The sequence below is a fragment of the Nonomuraea sp. B1E8 genome (assembly GCF_039871515.1).
Lineage (GTDB): Bacteria > Actinomycetota > Actinomycetes > Streptosporangiales > Streptosporangiaceae > Nonomuraea.
Genome location: NZ_JBDPLS010000007.1, coordinates 261,451 through 282,686, shown reverse-complemented (window position 1 = coordinate 282,686; position 21,236 = coordinate 261,451). Strand labels below are relative to the sequence as shown.

Annotated in this window: 20 protein-coding genes and 1 tRNA gene; 12 read left to right on the top strand and 9 right to left on the bottom strand. The window is 70.6% G+C overall.

Translation table 11 applies throughout. The annotated features are described in order from the left end of the window. Positions 1-72: 72 nt before the first annotated feature. Positions 73-1,077 (top strand): ABC transporter substrate-binding protein, encoded by a 1,005-nt coding sequence (locus ABGA98_RS24380; protein ID WP_347620704.1) that lies wholly within the window; start codon positions 73-75, stop codon positions 1,075-1,077. A gap of 12 nt (positions 1,078-1,089) precedes the next feature. On the opposite strand, the gene ABGA98_RS24375 is transcribed toward ABGA98_RS24380, so the two are convergent. Together ABGA98_RS24375 and ABGA98_RS24370 are read right to left on the bottom strand one after the other, a co-directional pair. Continuing rightward, a complete protein-coding gene (locus ABGA98_RS24375) occupies positions 1,090-2,343 on the bottom strand; it encodes an ArgE/DapE family deacylase (RefSeq protein ID WP_347620703.1) in 1,254 nt (417 codons plus the stop codon). Between the two features lie 60 nt (positions 2,344-2,403). Next, complete coding sequence (locus ABGA98_RS24370; RefSeq protein ID WP_347620702.1) at positions 2,404-2,967, bottom strand: DUF1349 domain-containing protein; 564 nt, start codon at positions 2,965-2,967, stop codon at positions 2,404-2,406. Between the two features lie 88 nt (positions 2,968-3,055). On the opposite strand from ABGA98_RS24370, the gene ABGA98_RS24365 reads away from it, so the two are divergent. After that, complete coding sequence (locus ABGA98_RS24365) at positions 3,056-3,376, top strand: co-chaperone GroES (RefSeq protein ID WP_347620701.1); 321 nt, start codon at positions 3,056-3,058, stop codon at positions 3,374-3,376. On the opposite strand, the gene ABGA98_RS24360 is transcribed toward ABGA98_RS24365, so the two are convergent. Both ABGA98_RS24360 and ABGA98_RS24355 read right to left on the bottom strand, forming a co-directional pair. After that, a complete protein-coding gene (locus tag ABGA98_RS24360) occupies positions 3,371-4,345 on the bottom strand; it encodes a hypothetical protein (protein ID WP_347620700.1) in 975 nt (324 codons plus the stop codon). The two genes, ABGA98_RS24365 and ABGA98_RS24360, sit on opposite strands and share 6 nt — an antisense overlap. A gap of 47 nt (positions 4,346-4,392) precedes the next feature. After that, positions 4,393-4,854 (bottom strand): TIGR02611 family protein, encoded by a 462-nt coding sequence (locus tag ABGA98_RS24355; RefSeq protein ID WP_347620699.1) that lies wholly within the window; start codon positions 4,852-4,854, stop codon positions 4,393-4,395. Between the two features lie 148 nt (positions 4,855-5,002). Here ABGA98_RS24355 and ABGA98_RS24350 point away from each other — a divergent pair, with 148 nt between their 5' ends. Genes ABGA98_RS24350 through ABGA98_RS24340 form a run of 3 tightly spaced genes read left to right on the top strand, consistent with a single transcriptional unit; the run spans position 5,003 to position 7,013 of the window. Then, the gene (locus ABGA98_RS24350; RefSeq protein ID WP_347620698.1) at positions 5,003-5,923 is read left to right on the top strand and encodes an aryldialkylphosphatase; all 921 of its coding nucleotides are present in this window, start codon (positions 5,003-5,005) and stop codon (positions 5,921-5,923) included. Between the two features lie 34 nt (positions 5,924-5,957). Next, positions 5,958-6,353 (top strand): PPOX class F420-dependent oxidoreductase, encoded by a 396-nt coding sequence (locus tag ABGA98_RS24345; protein ID WP_347620697.1) that lies wholly within the window; start codon positions 5,958-5,960, stop codon positions 6,351-6,353. A 9-nt stretch (positions 6,354-6,362) separates the two neighbouring features. Continuing rightward, positions 6,363-7,013: an AAA family ATPase gene (locus ABGA98_RS24340; protein ID WP_347620696.1), complete on the top strand. Its 651-nt coding sequence runs from the start codon at positions 6,363-6,365 to the stop codon at positions 7,011-7,013. Here ABGA98_RS24340 and ABGA98_RS24335 read toward each other — a convergent pair. The 3 genes from ABGA98_RS24335 to ABGA98_RS24325 all read right to left on the bottom strand — a co-directional run bounded on the left by ABGA98_RS24335 (position 6,973) and on the right by ABGA98_RS24325 (position 8,371). Next, complete coding sequence (locus ABGA98_RS24335) at positions 6,973-7,755, bottom strand: putative hydro-lyase (protein WP_347620695.1); 783 nt, start codon at positions 7,753-7,755, stop codon at positions 6,973-6,975. The genes ABGA98_RS24340 and ABGA98_RS24335 overlap by 41 nt on opposite strands. A gap of 155 nt (positions 7,756-7,910) precedes the next feature. Beyond that, positions 7,911-8,147, bottom strand: coding sequence for a hypothetical protein (locus ABGA98_RS24330; protein WP_347620694.1), 237 nt, complete (start codon positions 8,145-8,147; stop codon positions 7,911-7,913). Next, entirely contained in the window at positions 8,144-8,371 is a 228-nt protein-coding gene (locus ABGA98_RS24325; protein WP_347620693.1) for a DUF6158 family protein, read from the bottom strand. Before ABGA98_RS24325 ends, ABGA98_RS24330 begins: the two co-directional genes overlap by 4 nt. A gap of 96 nt (positions 8,372-8,467) precedes the next feature. Here ABGA98_RS24325 and ABGA98_RS24320 point away from each other — a divergent pair, with 96 nt between their 5' ends. Both ABGA98_RS24320 and ABGA98_RS24315 read left to right on the top strand, forming a co-directional pair. Then, positions 8,468-9,400, top strand: coding sequence for a LysR family transcriptional regulator (locus tag ABGA98_RS24320; protein WP_347620692.1), 933 nt, complete (start codon positions 8,468-8,470; stop codon positions 9,398-9,400). Between the two features lie 85 nt (positions 9,401-9,485). Next, positions 9,486-10,925 (top strand): S1 family peptidase, encoded by a 1,440-nt coding sequence (locus ABGA98_RS24315; protein WP_347620691.1) that lies wholly within the window; start codon positions 9,486-9,488, stop codon positions 10,923-10,925. A gap of 132 nt (positions 10,926-11,057) precedes the next feature. Here ABGA98_RS24315 and ABGA98_RS24310 read toward each other — a convergent pair whose 3' ends face one another. Then, complete coding sequence (locus tag ABGA98_RS24310) at positions 11,058-11,582, bottom strand: histidine phosphatase family protein (protein WP_347620690.1); 525 nt, start codon at positions 11,580-11,582, stop codon at positions 11,058-11,060. 260 nt (positions 11,583-11,842) lie between these two features. Here ABGA98_RS24310 and ABGA98_RS24305 point away from each other — a divergent pair. Then, a tRNA-Ile gene (locus ABGA98_RS24305) sits at positions 11,843-11,916 on the top strand. Positions 11,917-12,344: 428 nt separating this feature from the next. Here ABGA98_RS24305 and ABGA98_RS24300 read toward each other — a convergent pair. Continuing rightward, positions 12,345-12,524 carry a hypothetical protein gene (locus ABGA98_RS24300; RefSeq protein ID WP_347620689.1) on the bottom strand — a complete coding sequence of 60 codons (180 nt, stop codon included), beginning with the start codon at positions 12,522-12,524 and terminating at the stop codon, positions 12,345-12,347. A 527-nt stretch (positions 12,525-13,051) separates the two neighbouring features. Between ABGA98_RS24300 and ABGA98_RS24295 the strand changes: the two genes are divergently transcribed. From ABGA98_RS24295 to ABGA98_RS24280, 4 genes are all read left to right on the top strand, one after another. Next, entirely contained in the window at positions 13,052-13,279 is a 228-nt protein-coding gene (locus tag ABGA98_RS24295) for a hypothetical protein (RefSeq protein ID WP_347620688.1), read from the top strand. A gap of 329 nt (positions 13,280-13,608) precedes the next feature. Continuing rightward, a complete protein-coding gene (locus ABGA98_RS24290) occupies positions 13,609-16,857 on the top strand; it encodes a BTAD domain-containing putative transcriptional regulator (RefSeq protein WP_347620687.1) in 3,249 nt (1,082 codons plus the stop codon). Positions 16,858-16,927: 70 nt separating this feature from the next. Next, positions 16,928-18,175, top strand: coding sequence for a hypothetical protein (locus ABGA98_RS24285; protein ID WP_347620686.1), 1,248 nt, complete (start codon positions 16,928-16,930; stop codon positions 18,173-18,175). Beyond that, positions 18,172-21,120, top strand: coding sequence for a type I polyketide synthase (locus ABGA98_RS24280; protein WP_347620685.1), 2,949 nt, complete (start codon positions 18,172-18,174; stop codon positions 21,118-21,120). The genes ABGA98_RS24285 and ABGA98_RS24280 overlap by 4 nt, the downstream gene beginning before the upstream one ends. The last annotated feature ends 116 nt before the right edge of the window (positions 21,121-21,236 follow it).

Genomic DNA, 21,236 nt, shown 5'->3' with positions numbered 1-21,236 from the left:
AGCGGTCAAACTTAGGCAAGGCTAATCTAATGGCCTGTAAAGAAGGCAAGCCTAACCATTGAGGAGATGCAGATGTCGGGACCCGTACTGCCGCGCAGGGGTTTCCTGTCGGCCACGGCAGGCCTCGCGGCGGCCCTGACACTCGCGGCGTGCGGAGGCACGGAGACGGCGCCCACCGCGGCGGGCTCCTCCGCGCCGGCCGGCCAGGGCTGGTCGTTCACCGACGACCGCGGCAAGAAGCTGGAGCTGGCCCGGCCGCCCGCCAGGATCGTCGCCCAGGTGGGCTCGGCCGCGGCCCTGTGGGACTTCGGGGTGCGCCCCATCGCCGTCTTCGGCCCGCACAAGCTCAAGGACGGCGCCAAGGACCCGCAGGTCGGCAACGTCGACATCACCGAGGTCGAGGGCCTGGGCAACGTGTGGGACGAGTTCAACGTCGAGAAGTACATCTCCCTCCAGCCCGAACTCCTGGTCAGCAGCATGTACGTCAAGGGCACCCTCTGGTACGTGCCCGAGAAGTCCAAGGACACCATCGAGCAGGTCGCCCCGACCGCGGGCATCATGCTCACCGGCAGGAGCGCCACCGAGGTGATCGGCACATACGAGGAGCTGGCCACGTCGCTGGGCGCCGACATGTCGGGCGTGCCCGAGGCCAAGACCCGCATGGAGGCCGCCACCGAGGAGCTCGCGCGGTTCAAGGACCTCAAGATCCTCATGATGTCCGGCGGCCCCGACCAGATGTGGGTGGTCAACCCGCCCGAATATCCGGACATCGTGCACCTCACCGCGGCCGGGCTCGACGTCGTCACGCCGTCGAAGGTGGACGAGGGCGGCTTCTTCCAGACCTTGAGCTGGGAGAACGCCGACACCTACGACGCCGACGTGATCCTCTACGACACGCGCACCCAGTCGCTCAAGCCGGAGGAGATGCTGAAGAAGCCCACCTTCGCCAAGCTGCCCGCGGTCGAGGCCGGCCAGTTCTACCCGTGGCGCGCGGAGGTGCCCTTCAGCTACCAGGGCTATGCGGCGTTCCTCGAGGAGCTGGTGGCCAACCTGAAGAAGGCCCGGCCGCTCGGCTAGCCCAGCCTGGGGTCAGCGCGCTCCGCAGCGGCGCACCGCGAGCAGGGCCAGCGCGCGTGTGACGTCCAGCAGTTCGCCCAGCGCGACCTGCTCCCTGGGGGCGTGCGCGAACCGCACGTCTCCGGGGCCGTAGTGCAGCGTCGGGATGCCGCCCGCCGCGTAGAGACGCAGGTCGCTGCCGTACGGCGCCGCCGACTCCACCGGCACGGCGCCGGTCGTGTCGGCGACCGCCCGGCTCACCTCGCCGAGCAGTTCGTGCCCCGCGGGCAGCCGGCCGCTGGCGAACTGCCCGCCCGGCCACGTCACCACCGGCGGGTTGGCCCGCAGCCAGGGGTGTGCGACCTGCGCGACCGCCTCCTCGAACGCCGCCCGCGCCGCGGCCGGGTCCTCGTCCAGCCGCACCCCGAGCCGCCCCTCCGCGACCAGCAGGTCGGGCACGGTGCTGGCCCAGTCTCCTGCGCGCACGGTGCCGATCTCGATCGGGTACGGCAGTGCGGTGCCGCGGAACAGCTCGGGCACGTCGTTGTTGCGCGCCGCCTCCAGCCGCCTGATCGCCTCGAACACCGGCCAGAACACCTCGACCGCGTTGACGCCCTCCCGGCGGGTGGCGCCGTGGGCGGCCAGCCCGGCGATCTCCAGCCGGAACGTCAGCGCGCCCGCGTTGGCGGTGATGACCGCGCCGCTGGTGGGCTCGCTGATGACCGCGGCCTCGGCCGTGTGGCCCCTGGCCAGGGTGGCGAACGCGCCCAGCCCGCCGTCCTCCTCGCTGATCACGCAGTGCACGGCCAGCGGCCTGACCAGCCGGATCCCGGCCCGGTGGATCGCCCTGGCCACGGCCAGGTTGGCGACGAGCCCGGCCTTCATGTCGCACGCGCCCCTGCCGTGCAGCACGTCGCCGCTGATCCTGGCGGAGAACGGGTCGCTGCCCTCCCACTTGGCCAGGTCGCCGGTGGGGACCACGTCGACGTGACCTTGGAGCGCCAGCGCGGGGGCGCCCTCCCCCTCGGTCACGGCCACGACGCCGTACCCCTCGGTTCGCGGGGCCTCGGTGCCGGGGAAACCGGGGCGGTCGCCGAGCTCGGCGAGGTCCAGCTTCCACACGTCCACGTCCATGCCCAGGCCGGCGAGCAGGCGGGCGTAGTGGTGCTGCAGGTCGGACTCGGCGTCGGTGCCGGTGACGCTGGGAACCCTGACGGCTTCCGCCAGCAGGTCGACCGTCTCCGCCGTGTCGATGGCGTCGAGTACGCGGGCTTCTACGTCGTGCACGCTGCATTGTCGCATGCCGCCCGCATTGTCTCGTTCGGGGTGTTCTTCCGTGGGCGGCGTTCAGCAGGCCTCGGCCCGCACGTCGCTGAAGCGCACGGCGAAGCCCTGGCCGGCGGGGGCGGCGGCCATGGCGCCGGCCATCGCGGGCCGGCCGGGCGGGAAGTGGGCCAGGCGGAGCATGGTCTCCGGCGGGTCGCCGTCGAGGCCGTAGCGCACGGTGACCGCGTCGCCGGCGCGCTCGAGCGTGAACGTCACCCACTGCGCCGCGCGTCCGAGCGGGAGCACCGACCAGTCGGAGAACTCCCTGGTCACGACCGTGCTGAGGTGGAAGCCGCCGTCGACGTATTCCACGCCGGCCTTGATCCAGTGCTGCTCGTCGATCCGCAGCACGGCGCCCGCCTGGTCGTACTGCTCGGCGTAGTCACCCGTGAACGTGACGGAGAGCAGCAGGTCGCCGGGCAGGGTGCGGCCGAACATGTGGGCGCTGTCGTAGGTGTAGCCGTAGTGGGTACGGCGCCACATGTCGGTGGCGGGATCGCAGAAGAGGCTCAAGCCGTCGTCGGCGGTCCATTCGCGGGGAGCGTTGAGCCATTGCCAGCCGGTCTCACCGAAGGCCATGATCATGACGTAATCCTGCCACGATCCGGGCGTCCAGGTAAGCGCGGCGGCCGGCCTGGAATTCGGTCGCCCGGCGGCTCGTAAACTTGGGCCTGTGGAAGAGCCCAAGTTCGAGATTCAGATGCTGCACGACCGGGTCATGATCAGCATGGAGCAGGAGCCCGGGGAGCGGCGCAGCGGCTCCGGGATCGTCATCCCCGCGACGGTCAAGATGGCCAACCGCCTGGCCTGGGGCGAGGTCTGCGGCGTCGGCACGAACGTGCGCTCGGTCAAGGTCGGCGACAAGGTGCTGTTCAACCCGGAGGACCAGTCCGAGGTCGAGGTGCACGCGCGGGTTTATCTGGTGATGCGCGAGCGCGACCTGCACGCGGTGGCCACCCAGGAGACCGACCACGGCACCGGCCTCTATCTATGACGCCGGCGACGTCCTGACGAAGGAGAGCCAGAGGTCGGCGTCCCACGTCCTGGCGGGCACGTCGGCCAGCACGCGGGTGACCTTGCCCTTGAGGTCGAGCACCGCCAGGCGATAGGCGTCCGCGTGCGCGAGGACGGCGATGACATGCTCGTCGTCCCACCAGCCCCACACCGCGCGCGGCGCCGCGCCGACCCGTGCGGCGGTCTTTCCTCTGGCGGCGTCGATCAGGCAGAGCTGCTCCCGGAAACGTTCGGGGCACCACGTGGCCAGCCGCTCGCCGGACGGGGAGAAGGCGTCCTCGGGGCCGGTCGGCGGGCCCGCGTCCGCGTACGTGCGCATGACCGCCCCGTCGGACGCCCGATAGACGCGCAGGCCGGTGCCGTGCCTGGACACGAGCCGGCCGTCGGGGCTCCACCAGAAGCCGGCGTTCGCGCTCAGGCCCGCGATCCTGACCGTGCGGGCGGTCTTGGCGGCCACGTCCACGACCGCGAAGCCGAGCACCCGCCACGTGCCGCTCACCTTCTGCTCGACCGTGAGCGCGACCTTCTTGCCGTCGCGCGACCAGGAGGCGTAGGAGGCGGTCATGGGCCTCTTGACCGTGCGGATCGTGGTGGTCTCGCCGGTGGCGCGGTCGGTGACGAGGAGCGCGTCGTGGCCCGATAGGTACGCCCTGGGCACGCCCGCCGCCAGCCGTCCGCCGGGCGAGACCGACACCTCGGAGAGGGCCTTCTGCCGGGCGAAGGCGTCGCCGGTGGCGGATCGCAGATAGGTGTCCCGGGTGCCGAGGCCGTAGGCGGTGAGCCGTACGGGATCGCCTGCTTTTTCGCGATATTTCATGCCGCCGGTGCCGGGGAGCTCCAGATCTGCCCGTACGGCTGCCCGTGCGGGCAGGGACGCGGCCGGCGTGGGCGACGCCGCGATGGGGGTGGGAAACGTCAGGGACAACGCGATGGCGATGGTGGCGATCACGCCCGCAGAATAGGCACGAATCCGCGGGTTTTCCGGCGTGATGCCGACTAGGTATGTACGTAGCTCAGCGCGAACCCGATGACGTCGAAGCCGACCGTGCGCAGGCCGAGATAGACGATCAGCCCGGCTGCGGCCAGAGTCACGACGAGCACCACGATGCGCACCGTCCAGCCCTGCCGTTTGTACCACTCCGTCCAGGCGTGCAACACGCGCTTGCCGAACTCCAGCAGCTTGTGCGCCCAGTGGAACTCCGTGGCCAGCACCGCCAGCCCGGCGAACACGACCAGCCACCCCGGACCCGGGAACGGCACCATGATCAGCCCGCCGACCACCATGACCGTCCCGATCACGCCGATCACGATCTTCAGCGTCAGCGCGCCCGTACGGGTCGAGCGGATGCCGTCCAGCCAGCCGTGGATCCCCCTGCGCCGACCGGGCATGCTGGACCGATCGGCGGCCCGCCGCTTGATCACGTCGGCGTCGCCGGTGTCGGAGTTCTGAATCGTCACATTTCCCCCCGGCAGTCGGTGTGCCCCCCAGGATACGGTGCTGCCCTCAGCCACACTTGCAGACAGCTAGCAAAACACCAAACCCGCAAATGGGTAAAATCTCCTGCTAGAGCAGGCTCTTACCGGCAAATATCGGTTAATGTCTGCTATGCCCGACGTATTGCTCCGCACTGTCACCGGCCCTGTACGCGCGGCCTCCATCGAGGGCGCCGTGCTCCCCCACGAACACCTGCGCACCGACATGCGCTGGGCGGTCGGCATCGACTCCGACCCGCACCGGTGGCTGGACGAGGAGGCCACCGTCACCGCGGAGTTGCGCGAGCTGCGGCAGTCCGGCGGGCTCTCCCTGGCGGTCGATCTGACGTGCCTGGGCATGGGCCGCGACGCCGGCACCCTGGCCCGGGTCGCGGCGGGCAGCCGGGTGGCCGTGATCGCCTCGACCGGCCTGTTCGCCGAGCCGTACACGACCGTCGGCGACGCCGACGTGGACGCGCTCACCGGCCTGCTCATGGAGGAGATCTCCAACGGAGTGGACGGCACCGGCGTCTTCCCCGGCGTGATCGGCGAGGTCGGCTCCTGGGGCGCCGAACCCACCTCCCGAGAGGAACGGTTCCTGGTCGCCGCGGCCCGCGCCTCGCTCCGCTCACGCCTGCCGGTCGCCACGCACGGCAGGAACGCCCTGTCCCTGCTGGAGATCCTGCTCAGCCAGAACCTGCCCGGTTCCCGGGTCGCCGTCGGGTACGCGGGCGCCGAGCCGGCCACCGCCAGGAAGATCGCCGAAGCGGGCGCGTACGTAAGCCTCGGCACTCTCGGGCTCGCCCGGCGGCACGGCCCCGACCAGGCGGCCAGGATCGCGCTCGGCCTGATCGAGGACGGACTCGCGGACCGCCTCCTCCTCAGCACCGGGCTGAGCCGGGTGGCGCAGACGCGCAAGTACGGCGGGCCCGGCTACGCCCACCTCTTCCACGACCTGCTGCCGCGCCTGCGCGACGCGGGCACCGGCGAGGACACCCTCCGCCTGATCAACCACGACAACCCGCTGCGCTGGCTGACCTCCGGGCTGACTTGACCTCAACCGATGTCAAGGTTGCAGACTGCTGTGCATGGTCTTCACGCAAGCAGAACTCGACTACCTGTCCACCCAGCACATCGGCCGCCTGGCCACGGTCGCGCCCGGCGGGCAGGTGCAGAACAACCCGACCGGGTTCTTCGTCGACGCCACCACCGGCACGATCACCATCGGCGGGCACGCCCTCGGCACGTCGAAGAAGTTCAGGAACATCCAGGCGGGCAGCACGGTCGCGTTCGTCGTGGACGACCTGGCCACGGTGGACCCCTGGGTGCCCCGGGGCATCGAGATCCGCGGCACCGCCGAGGCCCTGACGGACCACGAGCCCCCCGTGGCGTTCTTCTCGAGGGAGATCATCCGGATCACCCCCACCAAGATCATCTCGTGGGGTGTGGACGGGGCACGGAAGAGCCGCACGGTGCGCCCCTAGGCTGATCGTATGGTTTCTGTGTGGGTGGTCAGCGGGCCGCCGGGCGCGGGCAAGTCCTCGGTGGCCGCCGCGCTGCTCGCCCGGCTCGACCCGGTGCCCGCCCTGCTCGACAAGGACACCGTCTACGGCGACTTCGTGGCGGGGGTCCTGCGCGGCCACGGCAGGCCCGACGGCGAGCGCGAGGGCCCCTGGTACGACAAGAACGTCAAGCGCTTCGAGTACGCCGGCCTCACCAGGACCGCGAGGCAGATCCGCGGTCACGGCTGCCCGGTGCTGCTCGACGGCCCGTTCACCACGCAGGTGCACGACGCGGCGCGGTGGGCGGAGTGGGTGACGGATCTGGGCGGGCCGCCGGTGCGGCTGCTGTGGGTCCGGTCCGACGGAGCGACGCTGCGCGGGCGCCTCACGGCCCGGGGGTTCGCGCGAGACGCGGGCAAGCTGGCGGCGTTCGACGCCTACCTGCGCGACATCCGGGTGGACGAGCCGCCCGTCGTGCCCCACCTGGAGATCGACAACCGCCGGGGCGCGCCGCCGATCGCCGAGCAGCTCGCGGCGGCGGGGATACCGGCGAGGGCGCGCCCCGGAGATCACGAGGTCACCCGCCAGCGGACGGAGGGGGTCACGAGGAGACCCGATAGTCGTCGTCCCGCGCGTCCATGATCGCCATGTGCCCCGGCAGGTGGCCGATCGCGTACTCGACGCCGCTGGCCATCACTGCCGCCTGGGGCGTCACGCCGCACGCCCAGAACACCGGCGTCTCCCCCGCCCGCACCTCCACGGGGTCGCCGAAGTCGGGCCTGGCCAGGTCGCCGATCCCGATCGCCGCGGGGTCGCCCACGTGCACGGGCGCGCCGTGCACCATCGGATAGCGGCCGCTCACCTCGACGGCGGTCCTCACCCGCTCCTCCGGCACCGGACGCATCGAGACGACCAGCGGCCCCGACAGGCTGCCGACGGCCTCGCAGGCGACGCCGGTGACGTACATCGGCACGTTCGTCCCCAGCTCCAGGTGCCGCACCGGCACCCCGGCGGCCAGCAACGCCCGTTCGAAGGTGAAGCTGCAGCCGATGAGGAACGGCACCAGGTCGTCGCGCCACTCGGCCACCACGTCGTCCAGGTCGGCGACCGCCACGCCGTCGCGGAAGAGCCGGTAGCCGGGCAGGTCGGTACGCAGGTCGCCGGGGAACAGGCGGGTGGACCAGGCCCCCGGCTCGCCCACGTCGAGGACCGGGCACGCCTGCGGGTTGAGGTGGGCGAACAGCAGCAGGTCGTAACCCAGCCGCTCAGGCACGGCGATGAGGTTGGCCTGCGTCCAGCCCCGGCACCAGCCCGCGGTGGGCACCCGCTCGCCGGCGCGGAAGCGCTCTCGCGCCTGCTCGGGACTCAGGTCGGCGACGTCCACCTCTTGACGTTATGACCCCCGCGCACCCCGGTCCATCACCGCGCCCGCCACGTGATGTTGTGCTTTTCCGAGGTGGCGGGTGGCGGTGCGGCCAGGTGTGAACCTCCTGGGGAACACCACGCGGTTCCCGGCCCGCCCGGTGCGGGCAGGACCCGTCAGTATTCGACCTCGAAGGTGTGCGGGCCCAGTGTGTACCCGTCGCCCCTGGGCACCACGTAGCCGTGCTCGATGAGCCTGGTCAGGCTCTCCCGCACGTCGCCCTCGTCCAGGCCCGCCGCCCGTACCAGCCTGGCGAGCCCCGCGCCGCCGTGCTCCACCGCCTCGGCGGCCACGGCCTCGTACACGTGGATGTCCACGTCAGACAGGGACTGGACATCGTGGCCTTCTGTCATGATCGCTGCCTCGCTCCCTCCCTCAGCCGCATCGGATCGATCTCGCGCTCGGGATAACGCCGGAGGTATTCGGTCTCCAGCTCGTCGGTACGCGACGTGTGCGTCGAGAGAGCATCGTCCGACCCGTGGAAGAACGTCTCACTCCGGGTGGCGTGCAGTCGCCGCAGCTCACGTACCAGATCGTGGTCGCTGAGTTCGCCCGCGTCTATTCCCATTATCGTCATGGGCTCCCACTACCCCAGAAGACAAGCAACAATATCTGTCACATTTCCTGACATTTAGCCATTGTTTGTAAGACATCGCCGCCTTACCTTCCCGTTATGGACCTCGAGCTCAGGCACCTCAGGATCGTCCGCGCGGTCGCGGACGCGGGAAGTGTGAGCAAGGCCGCGTCCCTGCTCGGGCTGGCACAACCGGCCCTCACCGCCCAGCTCAAGCGCATCGAGAGGGTGCTCGGCGGCGCCCTGTTCGAGCGCGACCGCCGTGGCGCCCGGCCCACCCGGCTCGGCGAGCTGGTGCTCGCCAGGGCGCGCGTGCTGCTACCCGCAGCCAAGGAACTCCAGGACGAAGCGCTGCGTTTCGCCCAGGCTCCCTCCCCCGGCTTCCGCATCGGCTCCACCAACGGCCCCATCCTCGGCGGCCTGGTCGACCGCCTCGCCGCGGAGCGCACGATCAGCACGTTCACCTCCTGGTCGGCGCACGAGCTGAACAGCATGGCCGAGCTCGGCCGCCTCGACTACGTGCTGACCGGCGCCTGCGGCGACTCCGGCACCCCCACCGGCTCGCTGCTGTGGGAGACGATCAGCGTCGACCCCGTCTTCTGCCTGGTGGCCGAGAACCATCCCGCCGCCAAGGAGAAGGAGATCGAGCTGGCCGACCTCGCCGAGGAGCAGTGGGCGGTCACGCCGGGAGACGGGTGCTTCGCCGACTGCTTCGCGATGGCCTGCGCCAGGGCCGGTTTCACGCCCGGCACGATCTACGAGACGGACGTGCCGACGTGCACGCACCTCGCGCAGGTCGGCCGCGCCGCGGTGTTGTGCCAGGCCACCCACCAGCCCGCCCAGGGCCTGGTCATGGTGCCGCTGGCCGGCGCGCCGCTGCGCTGGCGGCAACTCCTCGGCCGCCACCCCACCGCCCCCGACGCCGCCTGGGTCGTGGCGCAGGCGAAACAGGCCCACATGGACGCCGTACGCAAGAGCCCGGTCTACAACGACTGGCTGGTACGTAACCCCGGATATGGGACAGCTCCATAACGCTGCGATAGGGGCAAACTAGTACTCCTCCGCTTCTGCGTTCGCCGTTACCTTTACGGCACCCCCAGCAGCAAGGAGACCCCCCATGCTCCGAGCCCCCGCGCTGATCGCCGTCGCGATCGGCGCCTTGGTCGTGACCGCGACCCCAGCGGCAGCGGCGAAACCCCCCTCCGGCGTGGTCGACGCCATCCAGCGTGACCTCGGCATCACCAAGGAACAGGCGATCAACCGCCTCGCCAACGAGTCCCGCGGCAACGCCGCAGCGCCCACCCTGCGCAAGAGGCTCGGCGACGACTACGCCGGCGTCTGGTACGAAGGGGCCGAAAGCACCCTCGTCGTCGCCAGCGTCGACCCCTCCGACACCGCCGAAATAACCCGCGCGGGCGCGCGAGCACGCATCGTGACCCGTACGTTCGCCCAGCTCACCCAGACCAAGGAGAGCCTCGACAAGGCCGCACCACCCGCCACCGTGCACAGCTGGGCCGTCTCGCCCCAGGACAACGCGGTCGTCGTCCAGACCAGCGACGAAGCGACGGCGCGATCGTGGATCGCCTCCAGCGGCGTGGACGCGGAAGCCGTGAAGTTCGAACGGTCCGCCGAACGCCCGCGCCCGTTCTACGACATCCGCGGCGGCGACGCGTACTACACCTCGGAAGGCTACCGGTGCTCGATCGGCTTCGCGGCCAGCCGCGGCAGCCAGCTCGGCTTCACCACGGCCGGCCACTGCGGCGGCACCGGCGTCACCACCACCGGGTACAACCGGGTCGCGCAGGGAACCTTCCAGATCTCGTCGTTCCCGGGCAACGACTACGCCTGGGTGGCGACGAACTCCGACTGGACCGCGCCCGGCGTGGTCAACGGCTACAGTGCCGGCACCCTCCCCGTACGCGGCTCGACCGTCACCCAGCCCCAAGGCTCCGTGTGCCGCTCCGGCTCCACCACCCAGTGGCACTGCGGCACCGTCACCGCGCTCAACGCCACCGTCAACTACCCGGAGGGCACCGTGTCCGGCCTGACCAGGACGAACGTGTGCGCCGAAGGCGGCGACTCGGGCGGCTCGTTCATCTCCGGCGACCAGGCCCAGGGCATGACCTCCGGCGGCTCCGGCAACTGCAGCGTCGGCGGCACCACATACTTCCAGCCCCTCGGCGAACTCCTCTCCGTGGGCGGCCTCACCCTGATCACGTCCGGCGGCGACCCGGACCCGCCGGAGGGCTGCCAGAGCTACGAGGACACCTACACGGGATCGCTGAGCGGGAACCAGAGCGCGTACCAGCCGAACGGCTCCTACTACCAGGCCACGACCTCCGGCACCCACGCCGCCTGCCTGGACGCGCCCGACGGCACGGACTTCGACGTGTACCTGCAGAAGTGGAACGGCTTCTCCTGGACCGTGGTGGCCAGAGGCGACAGCCCGAACGCCGACGAGACCATCACCTACAACGGCACCGCGGGCTACTACCGGTACCGCGTGCACGCCTACAGCGGGTCCGGCGCGTACACGCTGGGCCTGAACCGGCCATGAGCACCACCCCCTGAGGCCCATGGGCCGGCGAGTGCCGAGCAGCAACACCTGAGACCCGAGGGCCGGCGAGTGCCGAGCAGCACCCGACATTCGCCGGCCCTCCCCCTCCCCCGGCGCCTGGGCGCGAACGTTCTAGACCAGCTCGAACTCCCACCCCGGCCGCCACTCGAACGCACCGACCAGGTCCTCCAGCGACGTGCCGTGCAGCAGGTTCCGCAACGCCCAAAGATTCGCGGTGTGCGCCACCACCAGCACCGTCCGCCCCTGCCACTCCCCCATCACGTCCCGCAGGAACGCCGCCGTCTCGGCGACCACCTGCCGGTAACTCTGCCCGCCCGGCCACGGGGTGTCGACGTGCCTGCTCCGCAACGCCGCGACCTCGCTCACCGGCCGCCCGTTGTAGATCCCGTAATCGCACTCCCGGAGCCGCCGGTCGAGCCTGATCTCCTTACCGTCCCCGAAGGCGATCTCCGCCGTCTGCACGGACCGCCGCAGGTCAGACGAGTAGACGACGTCGACCTTCCGCCGCCGCACCCCCAACTCCACCGCCTGAGCACGCCCCAGCGCCGACAGCTCACCCGGCAACCATCCGGTGGCGATGCCCGTCTCGTTGTCCACGGTGGTGGAGTGGGTCTCGTAGACCAGTCTGACAACCACGCCCAGACGGTACCGGGCTTACCTGCGTACCCGCTGGGAATGTCCGCCCGGCCCCTCGGTCGCGGTGCTGGAGGGCCCGGCCGAGACCCGATTATGATCGCCACAGGCTCCACCAACACGTCCGGGCGTGGAATGATGTGTACGGGGATGTCTTCCGTCCGGCCGGGCGCCACAAGCGGTTACCATGCTCTAGCCTTAGCTTGCGCGAGGCGGCGGCATGATCCTCTCGACGCCCACCGCACGTCACACAACTGAATCCAGGGGCGGTAGCTCAGCCGGTCAGAGCATCGGACTCATAATCCGTGGGTCGTGGGTTCAAGTCCCACCCGCCCTACTCACCAACACCACGTCCGACCTGGGCTTTCTCGGTTCTTGTCGGCCTCGGATCTCGTTTTTGATCATGGTCGGTTGCTCGGTGGTTGCTCTTGTGTCCGGACCGTGTATCGCGGTAGATCATTCCGACCGCCATCGTCAGTTAAGACCCCCGTGACGACCATCAGAAGATCAAGCCACAAGGTCTGCACAACGCCGCCGGTCAGCGATGGCCTCATGCGCGGTCAAGTCTCCTCCAAGCCGCCTCGTCGCGCTCACCAGGCGTTTCTGACCAGCAGATAAAAGATCCGCTACTTCTCGCGGCGATCCTCTCGGCCCAGTGTGCCAGGCAGGCTCGGGTCGATCGACTGCCTGCCATCTGCGCTGCGGCCGCTGCAGGCAAAGAGGCAGGCCCGCCGGAGGGTCGGCAGGCCTGCCTGGGTCGGTGGTTCAGGTGGTGGTGTCGCCGGTGTGGCTCTGCAGAGTGATCAGCCGGGCGGTCTGGGCGCGTGCGGCGGTGTTGATCAGGGCGGCCGTGGATTCCGCGGCGGCACGGGCCACCTCTGGATAGACGCTGGTGTAGTTGTCGCGGGTGAAGGTGGAGGAGACGTGGCCGAGGGTCTCCTGCACAACGTTCAGATTCCTGCGTACCCTCTGACGCCGCTCCCCCGTACTTCGGCGAAGGTCCATCTGGTGTCCCGCGCGCTCGCACCTCAACCGCCGAAACCGCCCCCAGGGGTTCGATCGGTGTCATCGCCGGCGGTGCGCTCACCCAGGACGTCGGCGGCATGCAGGAAGGCCAGAGCGGACCGGAGAATTCAGTCTGGTTCCGCGTCGTTCGGCGCAAGGGAGTTGGCGTCCCCAGCGACGATTCGCGTGCGTGCCGGGCGCAGCCAGCCCCGCCAACCAGCCGACCTCGGCAGTGCGCAGGGCAGGAGTCGAAGCCGGGCACACCGGACAGGTGCGGAACGTCGCGGACACGATGAGCCGGGACTTCGCGAACCTGCGCACCGCGGGCATCACGGCCACCGACGAGTGGGTCCGGGAGAACCCCCGCGCGCTGGCCGCCTTCCAGCGCGCACTGGCCGAGGCGCAGCGCCTGATCGCGAGCGACCCCCAGCAGGTACGCCACCGTCTCCACCGAGGGCAGCTACTGGGTGCCGCACTCCCGCTACGGCCTGGGCCTGTTCGAGCTCGGCAAGCAGGCGACCGGCGGCCGGACGCTGCGCGGGATCGGCGGCAGCTTCTGGGGCACCTATTTCTTCGCGATCGGCACCCACGACGGCCAGCACACCATCGCCGTCCACACCAACACCGAGTGGAAGGCCTGGGATCCCATGTTCAAGGTCATCGAAGCCGAGTTCGGCGTCTCTATCGGTGCGTAGGCACGCCACCGGCTCAGCGGGAGCCGGTGGCAACCTCTCCCCCTGAAAGAAGAACATCGAAAAAACACCCGCAGCGCCATGAAGAGCGATCATCCCTGTCAGCAACCGGAACTCCGAACCCCAGGTCAGCCCCAACGGCCGAGTTTCGGGCACCCACATATCTCATTAGCCGAGCGCGCTCGAGCCCTGGCATCACGAAGCAGCCAGTAGGCTGGCCGAGGGCGCTGCCCTGGCCACCCCTATACGGCGGCCACGCCCGAAGGCAACGGAATAGCGCCTCGGCCCACGCCAGCAACCGCTCGTTCAATTACGGTCATCCCATGGGATCAATGCACATCGAGCTACACCTGTTGGGATCCACGGAGCTCGTCGTGAACGGCGCCCCCGTTGCCCTGACCGGGAAGCAGCGTGCCCTGCTCTCCATCCTGTTACTCGAGGCGGGACGCATGGTACCTGCCGAGCAGATCGCAGACCGCCTTTGGGAGGGCAGGCCGCCGAGCAGTGCCAGGGCCCGCGTGCGCGCGCTGATCGCAGAGCTGCGCCGATCCTGCGGCGACGCCGGTCCCCGGCTGTTGATCACCCGGCAGCCCGGCTATCTCCTCCAGGTCGACGGTGTGACCGTGGATACCTCGCTCTTCGAGCATCAGGTGACCGAAGCGATCAGGGCGGCGGAGCTCGACCGGTACGACGAGGTGATCGAGCTCTGCGACCGGGCGTTGGGACTGTGGCGGGGAGAACCCTTTGCGGACGCGCCGGGACTCCTGGCCCTCCAGGAGGCGGCCCGGCTCGATGAGCTCAGACTGACCGCGTTCGAGACCAGGAACGACGCCAGGCTGGCACTGGGGCGCTACGAGGAGACCGTAGCCGAGCTACGCGGCCGCATGGACGGTTACGATCTCCGCGAGCGCCCCAGGGGCCAGCTCATGCGCGCTCTGCGTGCGACCGGCCGGATACCCGAGGCGCTGGAGGTGTTCCGCGGCTACCGGCGGCGACTCGTCGACGAGCTGGGCGTCGAGCCCACGCCCGAGCTGCAGCGTCTGCACCAGGAACTGCTGGACGGCGCTCCGACTCCCTCCGTCGGTCCGGCGCCGACGCCAGATGTCCCGAGGCAGTTGCCGGCCGGCATTCGGCGGTTCGTCGGCAGGGAGTCCGCGCTCTCCCAGATCGACGAACTCGACGCCCGTGCAGAACGGTTGATCGTTGTCGCCGGCCCCGCCGGCGTGGGCAAGTCCGCCCTGTCCCTCCACTGGGCCCATCGGGCCGCCCACCGGTTCCCCGACGGGCAGCTCTTCCTCGGGATGCGCGGCTTCGACACAGCCGAACCCATGGGACCGGACGAGGCCTTGCCGCTGCTGCTGCAGGCACTCGGCCAGTCGTCGCGGACCATCCCCGTCGGCGTCGACGCCCAGGCGGCACTGTACCGCTCGCTGCTCGCTGACCGGCGCTGCCTGCTGGTCTTCGACGACGTCTCCGAACCTGCCCAAGTGCGGCCGTTGCTGCCCGGCGGCTCCGGCTGTCTCGTCCTCATCACCAGCAGGGACCGGCTCGGCGGCTTGGTGGCCTTCGACGGTGCGCGCCGTCTGACTATCGATGTGATGCGGCGCGACGATGCGCTGGCCTTGCTGCAGCAGGTGGGCGGTCGCCAGATCTTGGACGAGGACGGCGCCGCCGAACGGCTGGCCGAGTTGTGCGGCTACCTGCCCCTGGCCCTGTGCATAGCCGGCGCTCGCATCGCCGAGCAGGGCGGTCGGCCAGTCCGCCACATAGTCGAGGAATTCTCCCGGCGCGGGAGACTGACGCGCCTGCAACTGGCGGGTGAGCCGCACACGGCAGTGCGGGCCGCTCTCGACCTGTCCTATCTGTCACTTCAGCCGGCGGACCGCCGGATGTTCCGGCTGCTCGGCCTCGTACCGGCCAGACGGATCTCCGTGGCGGCCGCGGCCGCACTGGCCGGCCTGCCGCTTCCGGAGGCCCAGGATCTGCTCGACTCCACAGCGCGGGTACACCTCGTCAGCGGCGGCACCGAGCTCGACTACGGCGTCCACGGCCTTGTCCTGGACTACGCCGCCGAGCGCGCCCGGGCGGAGGAGACCGCGGATGACCGGGCGAACGCCGTGCGGCGACTGCTCGACTACAGCCTCCACTCCGTGCGGGCAGTGGCGCGGGCACACGGGCTCCGCGACACGATCCTGCCCGATGAACCGCCGGCCCCCGGTGTGTACCCCGAGGAGTTCGACGGAGCCCCAGCCGCACAGGCCTGGCTGGACACCGAGTGGGACAACCTCGTCGGCCTGCTGGCCCATGTGGCCGAGCACGGTCCCCGGCGCTACGCGTGGCTGATCGTGGACGCGCTGCAGGATCTGCTCCACCACCGCCGGTCCCTGTCCGAATGGCTGCGGCTGGTGGGCCTCGCGCTGGGGGCCGCCGAGAAGGAGCAAGACGGGCAGGGCGAGGCGGCGATGCTCCTCTCCACGGGGCATGTCCGCTGGCGTCTGACTGATCTGCGCGGGGCGCTGGAAGCGTACGAGCGGGCGCTCCATCTGGCCCGCGGGGCGGGCTGGCGGCTGGGCGAGGCATACGCGCTGGTGGGTTGCGGAGTGGCCGTCAAGCAACTGGGCGACCCCGGGAAGGCGGTCGGACTGTACGCCACCGCAGCAGAGATCCACCAGGAGTTGGGCAGCGCGTACGGCCAGGCGCAATGCCTGAACAACGTCGCCTCCGCCGAGCTCACCCTCGCCCGGCTGCCCCGTGCCGAGAAGGCGCTCCAGCGGGCGATTCCGCTGGCGGTGTCGGCGAAGGCCAAACACCTGGAGGCTCTCGCGTGCAGCAACCTCGGCCTCATACGTCAGAAGCAGGGAAGACTCGGCAATGCCCGGCTTGTGCTGCGCCGGGCGGTCAGGTGCGCCGTGGAGGCAGGCTCCGCCTTCGCGGAGGGAATGTCACTCGAGTATCTCGGCCGCGTGCACTGCGACGCCGGCCGCTATACGGAGGCCATCGCGGTCCAGGAGCAGGCACTGAGCATCGCCGCCCGAGTCGAGCACCAGAACTGCCAGGTAGACGCCCTGGCGTGGCGCTCTCGCGCCGAACTCGGCCTCGGCCGGACCGCCGACGCCGCGGAGCACGTCCGGATCGCTGTAGAGATCGCCGAGCGTACGGGCTACGCGGAGGGACTGGTGGAGGCGCTGACCGCGAGAGCGGAGATCTCCTGCGCCGCAGAGAGGCTGTCGCACGCGCGTGCGGATGCGGAGCGCGCAGTGCTACTGGCGCAGGAGAAGGCACCGGTAGTGCTCGCCCGGGCGCACGGCGTACTGGCGGTCGCGCTGCTGGCCCTCGGGGAGCACGCCGCCTCCGAGACCGAGTGTGACCGTGCCCTGCTGCGCAGTGGGCAGTCGGGGGAGCGGTTGGTCCAGGCCAGGGTGCTCCTCACCCTCGGACGGCTCCGGGCGGCGACCATGGGCGGTTCCGCGGCTACTTGGCTGCTGCGGCGCGCCCATGGCCTGTTCGCTGAAATGGGAGTAGGCGCGGGCCAGGAGTCGGCATGCCCGCTTCTCGTCGCCCATGCGGATTCCATACGGTAGCCGAACGGGCCGGTGCCAGGCTTCAGGGCAGGCCGTCCGCGTTCGCTGACCACACTGCCAAGGGGGTCCGATGGACCATGCCGCCGAAACCCCGGCCCCGCTGCTTGCCGTCCTGCACGATGTGGGAAGCGCGTCCGCAATGCAGATCGCCGCGTCCGCCCGCGGGCTGTGCGAGCTGGTCTTCCTCGCGGACCGTTCGCTGCCGCACGTGGCGGAACAGCTGCCGCTGATGCGAGACCTGGCTGAGGTCGTGGACATCACCGGTCTGCCGTGGCAGCAGGTCTGCGAGGAAGTCGTCGCGCTCCGCCCTTCGGGTGTGATGACCTGCGCCGAGCACCAGATCGTCGGAGCGGCCGCCCTGGCTCGGGCCTGCGGAACGCCTGGGCACGATGAGGCGGTCGCCCGTGACCTCACCGACAAGTTCCGGCAGCGCGAGGTGCTGGCGGAGCGGGGAGTGCAGTCGACGGCCTGCGTGCCTCTGTACGGGCCGGAGGACGTGGCGGCGGCCGGCGAGCTGGTCGGCTTTCCTGCCGTGCTCAAGCCACGGCATGGCGCGGCGAGCGTCGACACTTGCAGGGTGGAGTCGGCCGGGGAGGGCATGGCGGTGGCGCGGCGCTTCGCGGTCGGGCCCGACCGTCCGTTCGTCCTGGAAGAGCTGCTGCTCGATGGGCCGGCACGACCGCCGCTCGGCGACTATGTGTCCGTCGAGTCGGTTGTCCAAGCCGGGGAGATCTCGACGTTCGGGATCACCGGGAGTTTCCCCCTGGCCGCACCGTTCCGGGAGACCGGCAAGGCGATTCCCGCCATGGTGACGCCCTCGGAGGCCGAGCAGATCACCGCTCTCGCCCATGCGGCCATCACGGCGCTGGGCGTGCGTGACTCCCTGTGCCATACGGAGGTCAAGCTGACCCCGCAGGGGCCGCGGATCATCGAGGTCAACGGGCGCCTGGGGGGTTGGGTCGGCGAGCTCACGTTGCGCGCCACGGGCGTCGACATGGTGCGCGCCGCGATGTCGGTGGCGCTGGGCCGGCCCGCGGAGTTACCTTCCGGCGCGGCACCGGAGCGCGTCGTGTTCCAGTACTTCGTGGTGTGTCCTCAGGACAGCAGCGAGATCGTGTCCATCGCTCCACTCGAGGCGCTCGCGGAGTTGCCCGCCGTGGAGTGGGTGGAGACGCGCGTGCGCGATGGACAGCGCATTAGCTGGCGGCTCGGCTCCCTCCAGCAGCTCGCGGTGCTGCGGGGGACCGTTGGCAGGCACGAAGAACTGGTGGAGCTGGTGGTCGCGGCCGCCCTGGCCGTGAAGCGGGCCTGCCGATGACTGATCAGGTCGCGATCGTGGGTATGTCCATCCGCACAGCCGGGGCGGCCGATCCGGCCGCGTTCTGGCGGCTGCTTGCCGAGGGCCGCAGCGGGCGGCGTGAGCTGGACCGGGCGGAGCTGGCCCGACGCGGCGTTCCGTATCGCACCTACACCCATCCCCAGTACGTTCCCGTCGCCTACCCGTTGGCCGATCCCCTCGCGTTCGACGCCGCCGCTTTCGGATTCAGCGCCGGCGAGGCCGCACTGACCGATCCGCAGCATCGGGCCATGCTGCAGGCGTGCTACCGCGCCGTGGAAAGCGCCGGTCACCACATCGCGGACCTGCGGGGGCAAGTGGGCCTGTACGTCGGCACGCGGATCGGTGACCACGGTCCGATGCTTCGCGGCCGGCTCAGGCACACCGACAGTGTGCTGGACGAGACGTGGCTGGTCACCGGGAACAACGCCGATTTCCTCGCCACGCGGATCGCGTACTGCTTCGGGCTCACCGGTCCTGCGATCAGCGTGCAGACCGCCTGCTCCACCTCAGGGGTTGCCATCCACCTCGCGAGCCAGGCCATCTTGGCAGGCGAATGCGATGCGGCGGTCGCCGGCGGGACCGCCATCGATCTGGAGGACGCCGGGTACTTCTACTCCGAGGGGGGCGTGTTCTCGCCGCGGGGACGCTGCGAGCCGTTCACCGTTGGAGCGGACGGCACCGTGGACGGGAACGGGATAGCGGCGCTGTTCTTGAAGCGGTTGGACGCCGCCGTCGATGACGGCGACCCGATCCTGGGCGTGATCGCGGCCACCGTCGTGAACAGCGACGGCAGGGACCGTGCCGGCTACACCGCGCCGAGCGTGAGCGGGCAGTCCGCCCTCATCGCCGAGGCACTCGATGTGGCCGGGCTGAGGGCCGATCGTATCGGCATGTTCGAGACGCACGGCACGGGGACGGCCGTGGGCGACCCCCTGGAGATCGAAGCCGCCACTCTGGCCTTCCGAGAGGCAGGCGCCACGCGCGGCGACATCCGGCTGTCCGCCATCAAGGCAAATGTCGGTCATCTGACGGCCGCTTCAGGCGCCGCAGGCGCCATCGCCTGCCTGCTGGCCCTGCGGCACGAGCGTATCCCGCCCAACCTGCCCATCGTGGAGGGCGCGGCAGCGATCGATCTGGGCGGATCACCGTTCAGGCTCTCCGCCGAGTGCCAGCCCTGGCCGCGGGGTGCGGAGCCGCGCTACGCCGCCGTCAGCAATTTCGGCCTGGGCGGCACCAACGCCCACCTGATCATCGGTGACCCTCCGGCCGGAGGATCTCCCGTCCGCGGGAAGCGCCGCGCCTGGCAGTTGCTGCCGTTGTCGGCGGACGACCCGGAGCGGCTCGCCGAGACCTCCACCGCATTCGCGGAGGCCGCAACCGCGGGAGGGCCCGAGCAGCGCCATGACCTGGGACACACCCTGCGCACGGGACGGCCCGCGCTCGCGGTCCGCGCTGTGGCCGTGGTGCCCACCGAGGGCGAGGTCCCCCAGTCGGCCTGGCCCGGCCCCGAGTCGTTCGCGACCGCGCCTGCCACCACGCCGGCCGTGGTCTATCTGCTGCCCGGGCAAGGCGTGCTGAAGGATGGAGCCGCCCGGCAGCTCTACGGGGCCGACCCCGCATTCACCGGGATCGTCGACGAGGGGATGGACGTCGTCGCGGAAGCGGCGGGCGGAAGGACGGCCGATCAGGTCCGGTCGGCGTTCACCGAGGGACGGCTCACGCCGGACACCCGCGTCGCGCAGCCGGTACTGCACTTGCTGGCCTCCGGCGTCCACGCCGCACTCGCGGCCGCCGGCGTGCACCCCGACGCGATCGCGGGGCACAGCGTCGGCGAGCTCACCGGGGCCTGCCTCGCGGGGGTACTCACCTTCGCCGATGCGACCGAGGCGATCTGCCGCCGGGCCGAGGCCATGGCCGCGATGCCCGCGGGCTCGATGCTCCTCGTGAGGGCGGGTCAGGAGCTGCTGCGCGATCTGCCGGAAGATGTGCGCGTGTCCGTCGTCAACTCGCCCACGTCCACCGCGATCTCGTACGGACCCGAGGCGGCAAGCCGTCTGCTGGCATGGCTCGACCACCGAGGGCTGACATACCGGCCCCTGGACACGTCCCACGCGTTCCACCACCCGGGCATGGCACCCGCCGCCGCCCACTTCGCCGCGCGACTGCCCGCGCGGGTGCTGCATGCTCCCCGCATCCCGCTGATCTCGTGCCGCAGCGGCGAGTGGCTGCGCCCAGAAGAGGCCACCGACCCGGGGTACTGGGGCGCCCAGTTGCGCGAACCCGTTGAGTTCGCGCGGGCCTTGCGCACTGTGGCGGGTGCGTATCCCGCGGCTCTCTATGTGCAGCTGAGCCTGGGCTCGGGGCTCCTGCGGGCGGCCCGGCAAGGCGGAGTTCCCGCCGAGAACTGCGTACCGGTGCTCCCGGAGGAGCCCGCGGACCACCCGGCGGCACTCGTACCGCGGGCCGTCGGCGAGTTGTGGCGGCGCGGATGCGCAGTCGACTGGACCGCCTACAGCGCTGCCGACCGCGGGCTGCGCATCGAGGCTCCGCCGCGGACGTTCCTCACCGCACCCGTGCTTCACCCGGCTCTGGAGGACCTGAGGCGCGGCATCGACCCGTACGGCACCAGGCCGCGGCCGCGAACGGAACCCGAGCCGGCCGCCGACGCACAGGACGGCGAGATCGCCGAGCTCCTGGAAGCCGTCCGCGACTGGTGGGAGCAGATTCTGGGCGCCCGACCGGAGCCGGACGAGGATTTCTTCACCGCGGGCGGTGACTCGATCGCCGCCGCCCAGCTCGTCGCGCGCCTGAGGCCCATGTTCGACGTCGACATCCCCGTCCACCTCCCGCTGACGGCGACAACCCCGCGCGCGCTCGCCCGGGCGGTCGACGAGCTACTCGTCGCGGTCGTCACCGGCCGCTGACCGGCACCGGGCCGGCATTCACACGATCAGGAACGAAGCGAACCGTCAATCGGCACATGAATGGAAAAGGTCCTCGGCATGTCCTACGAACACCACGCACGCTCGCTCACAGACGA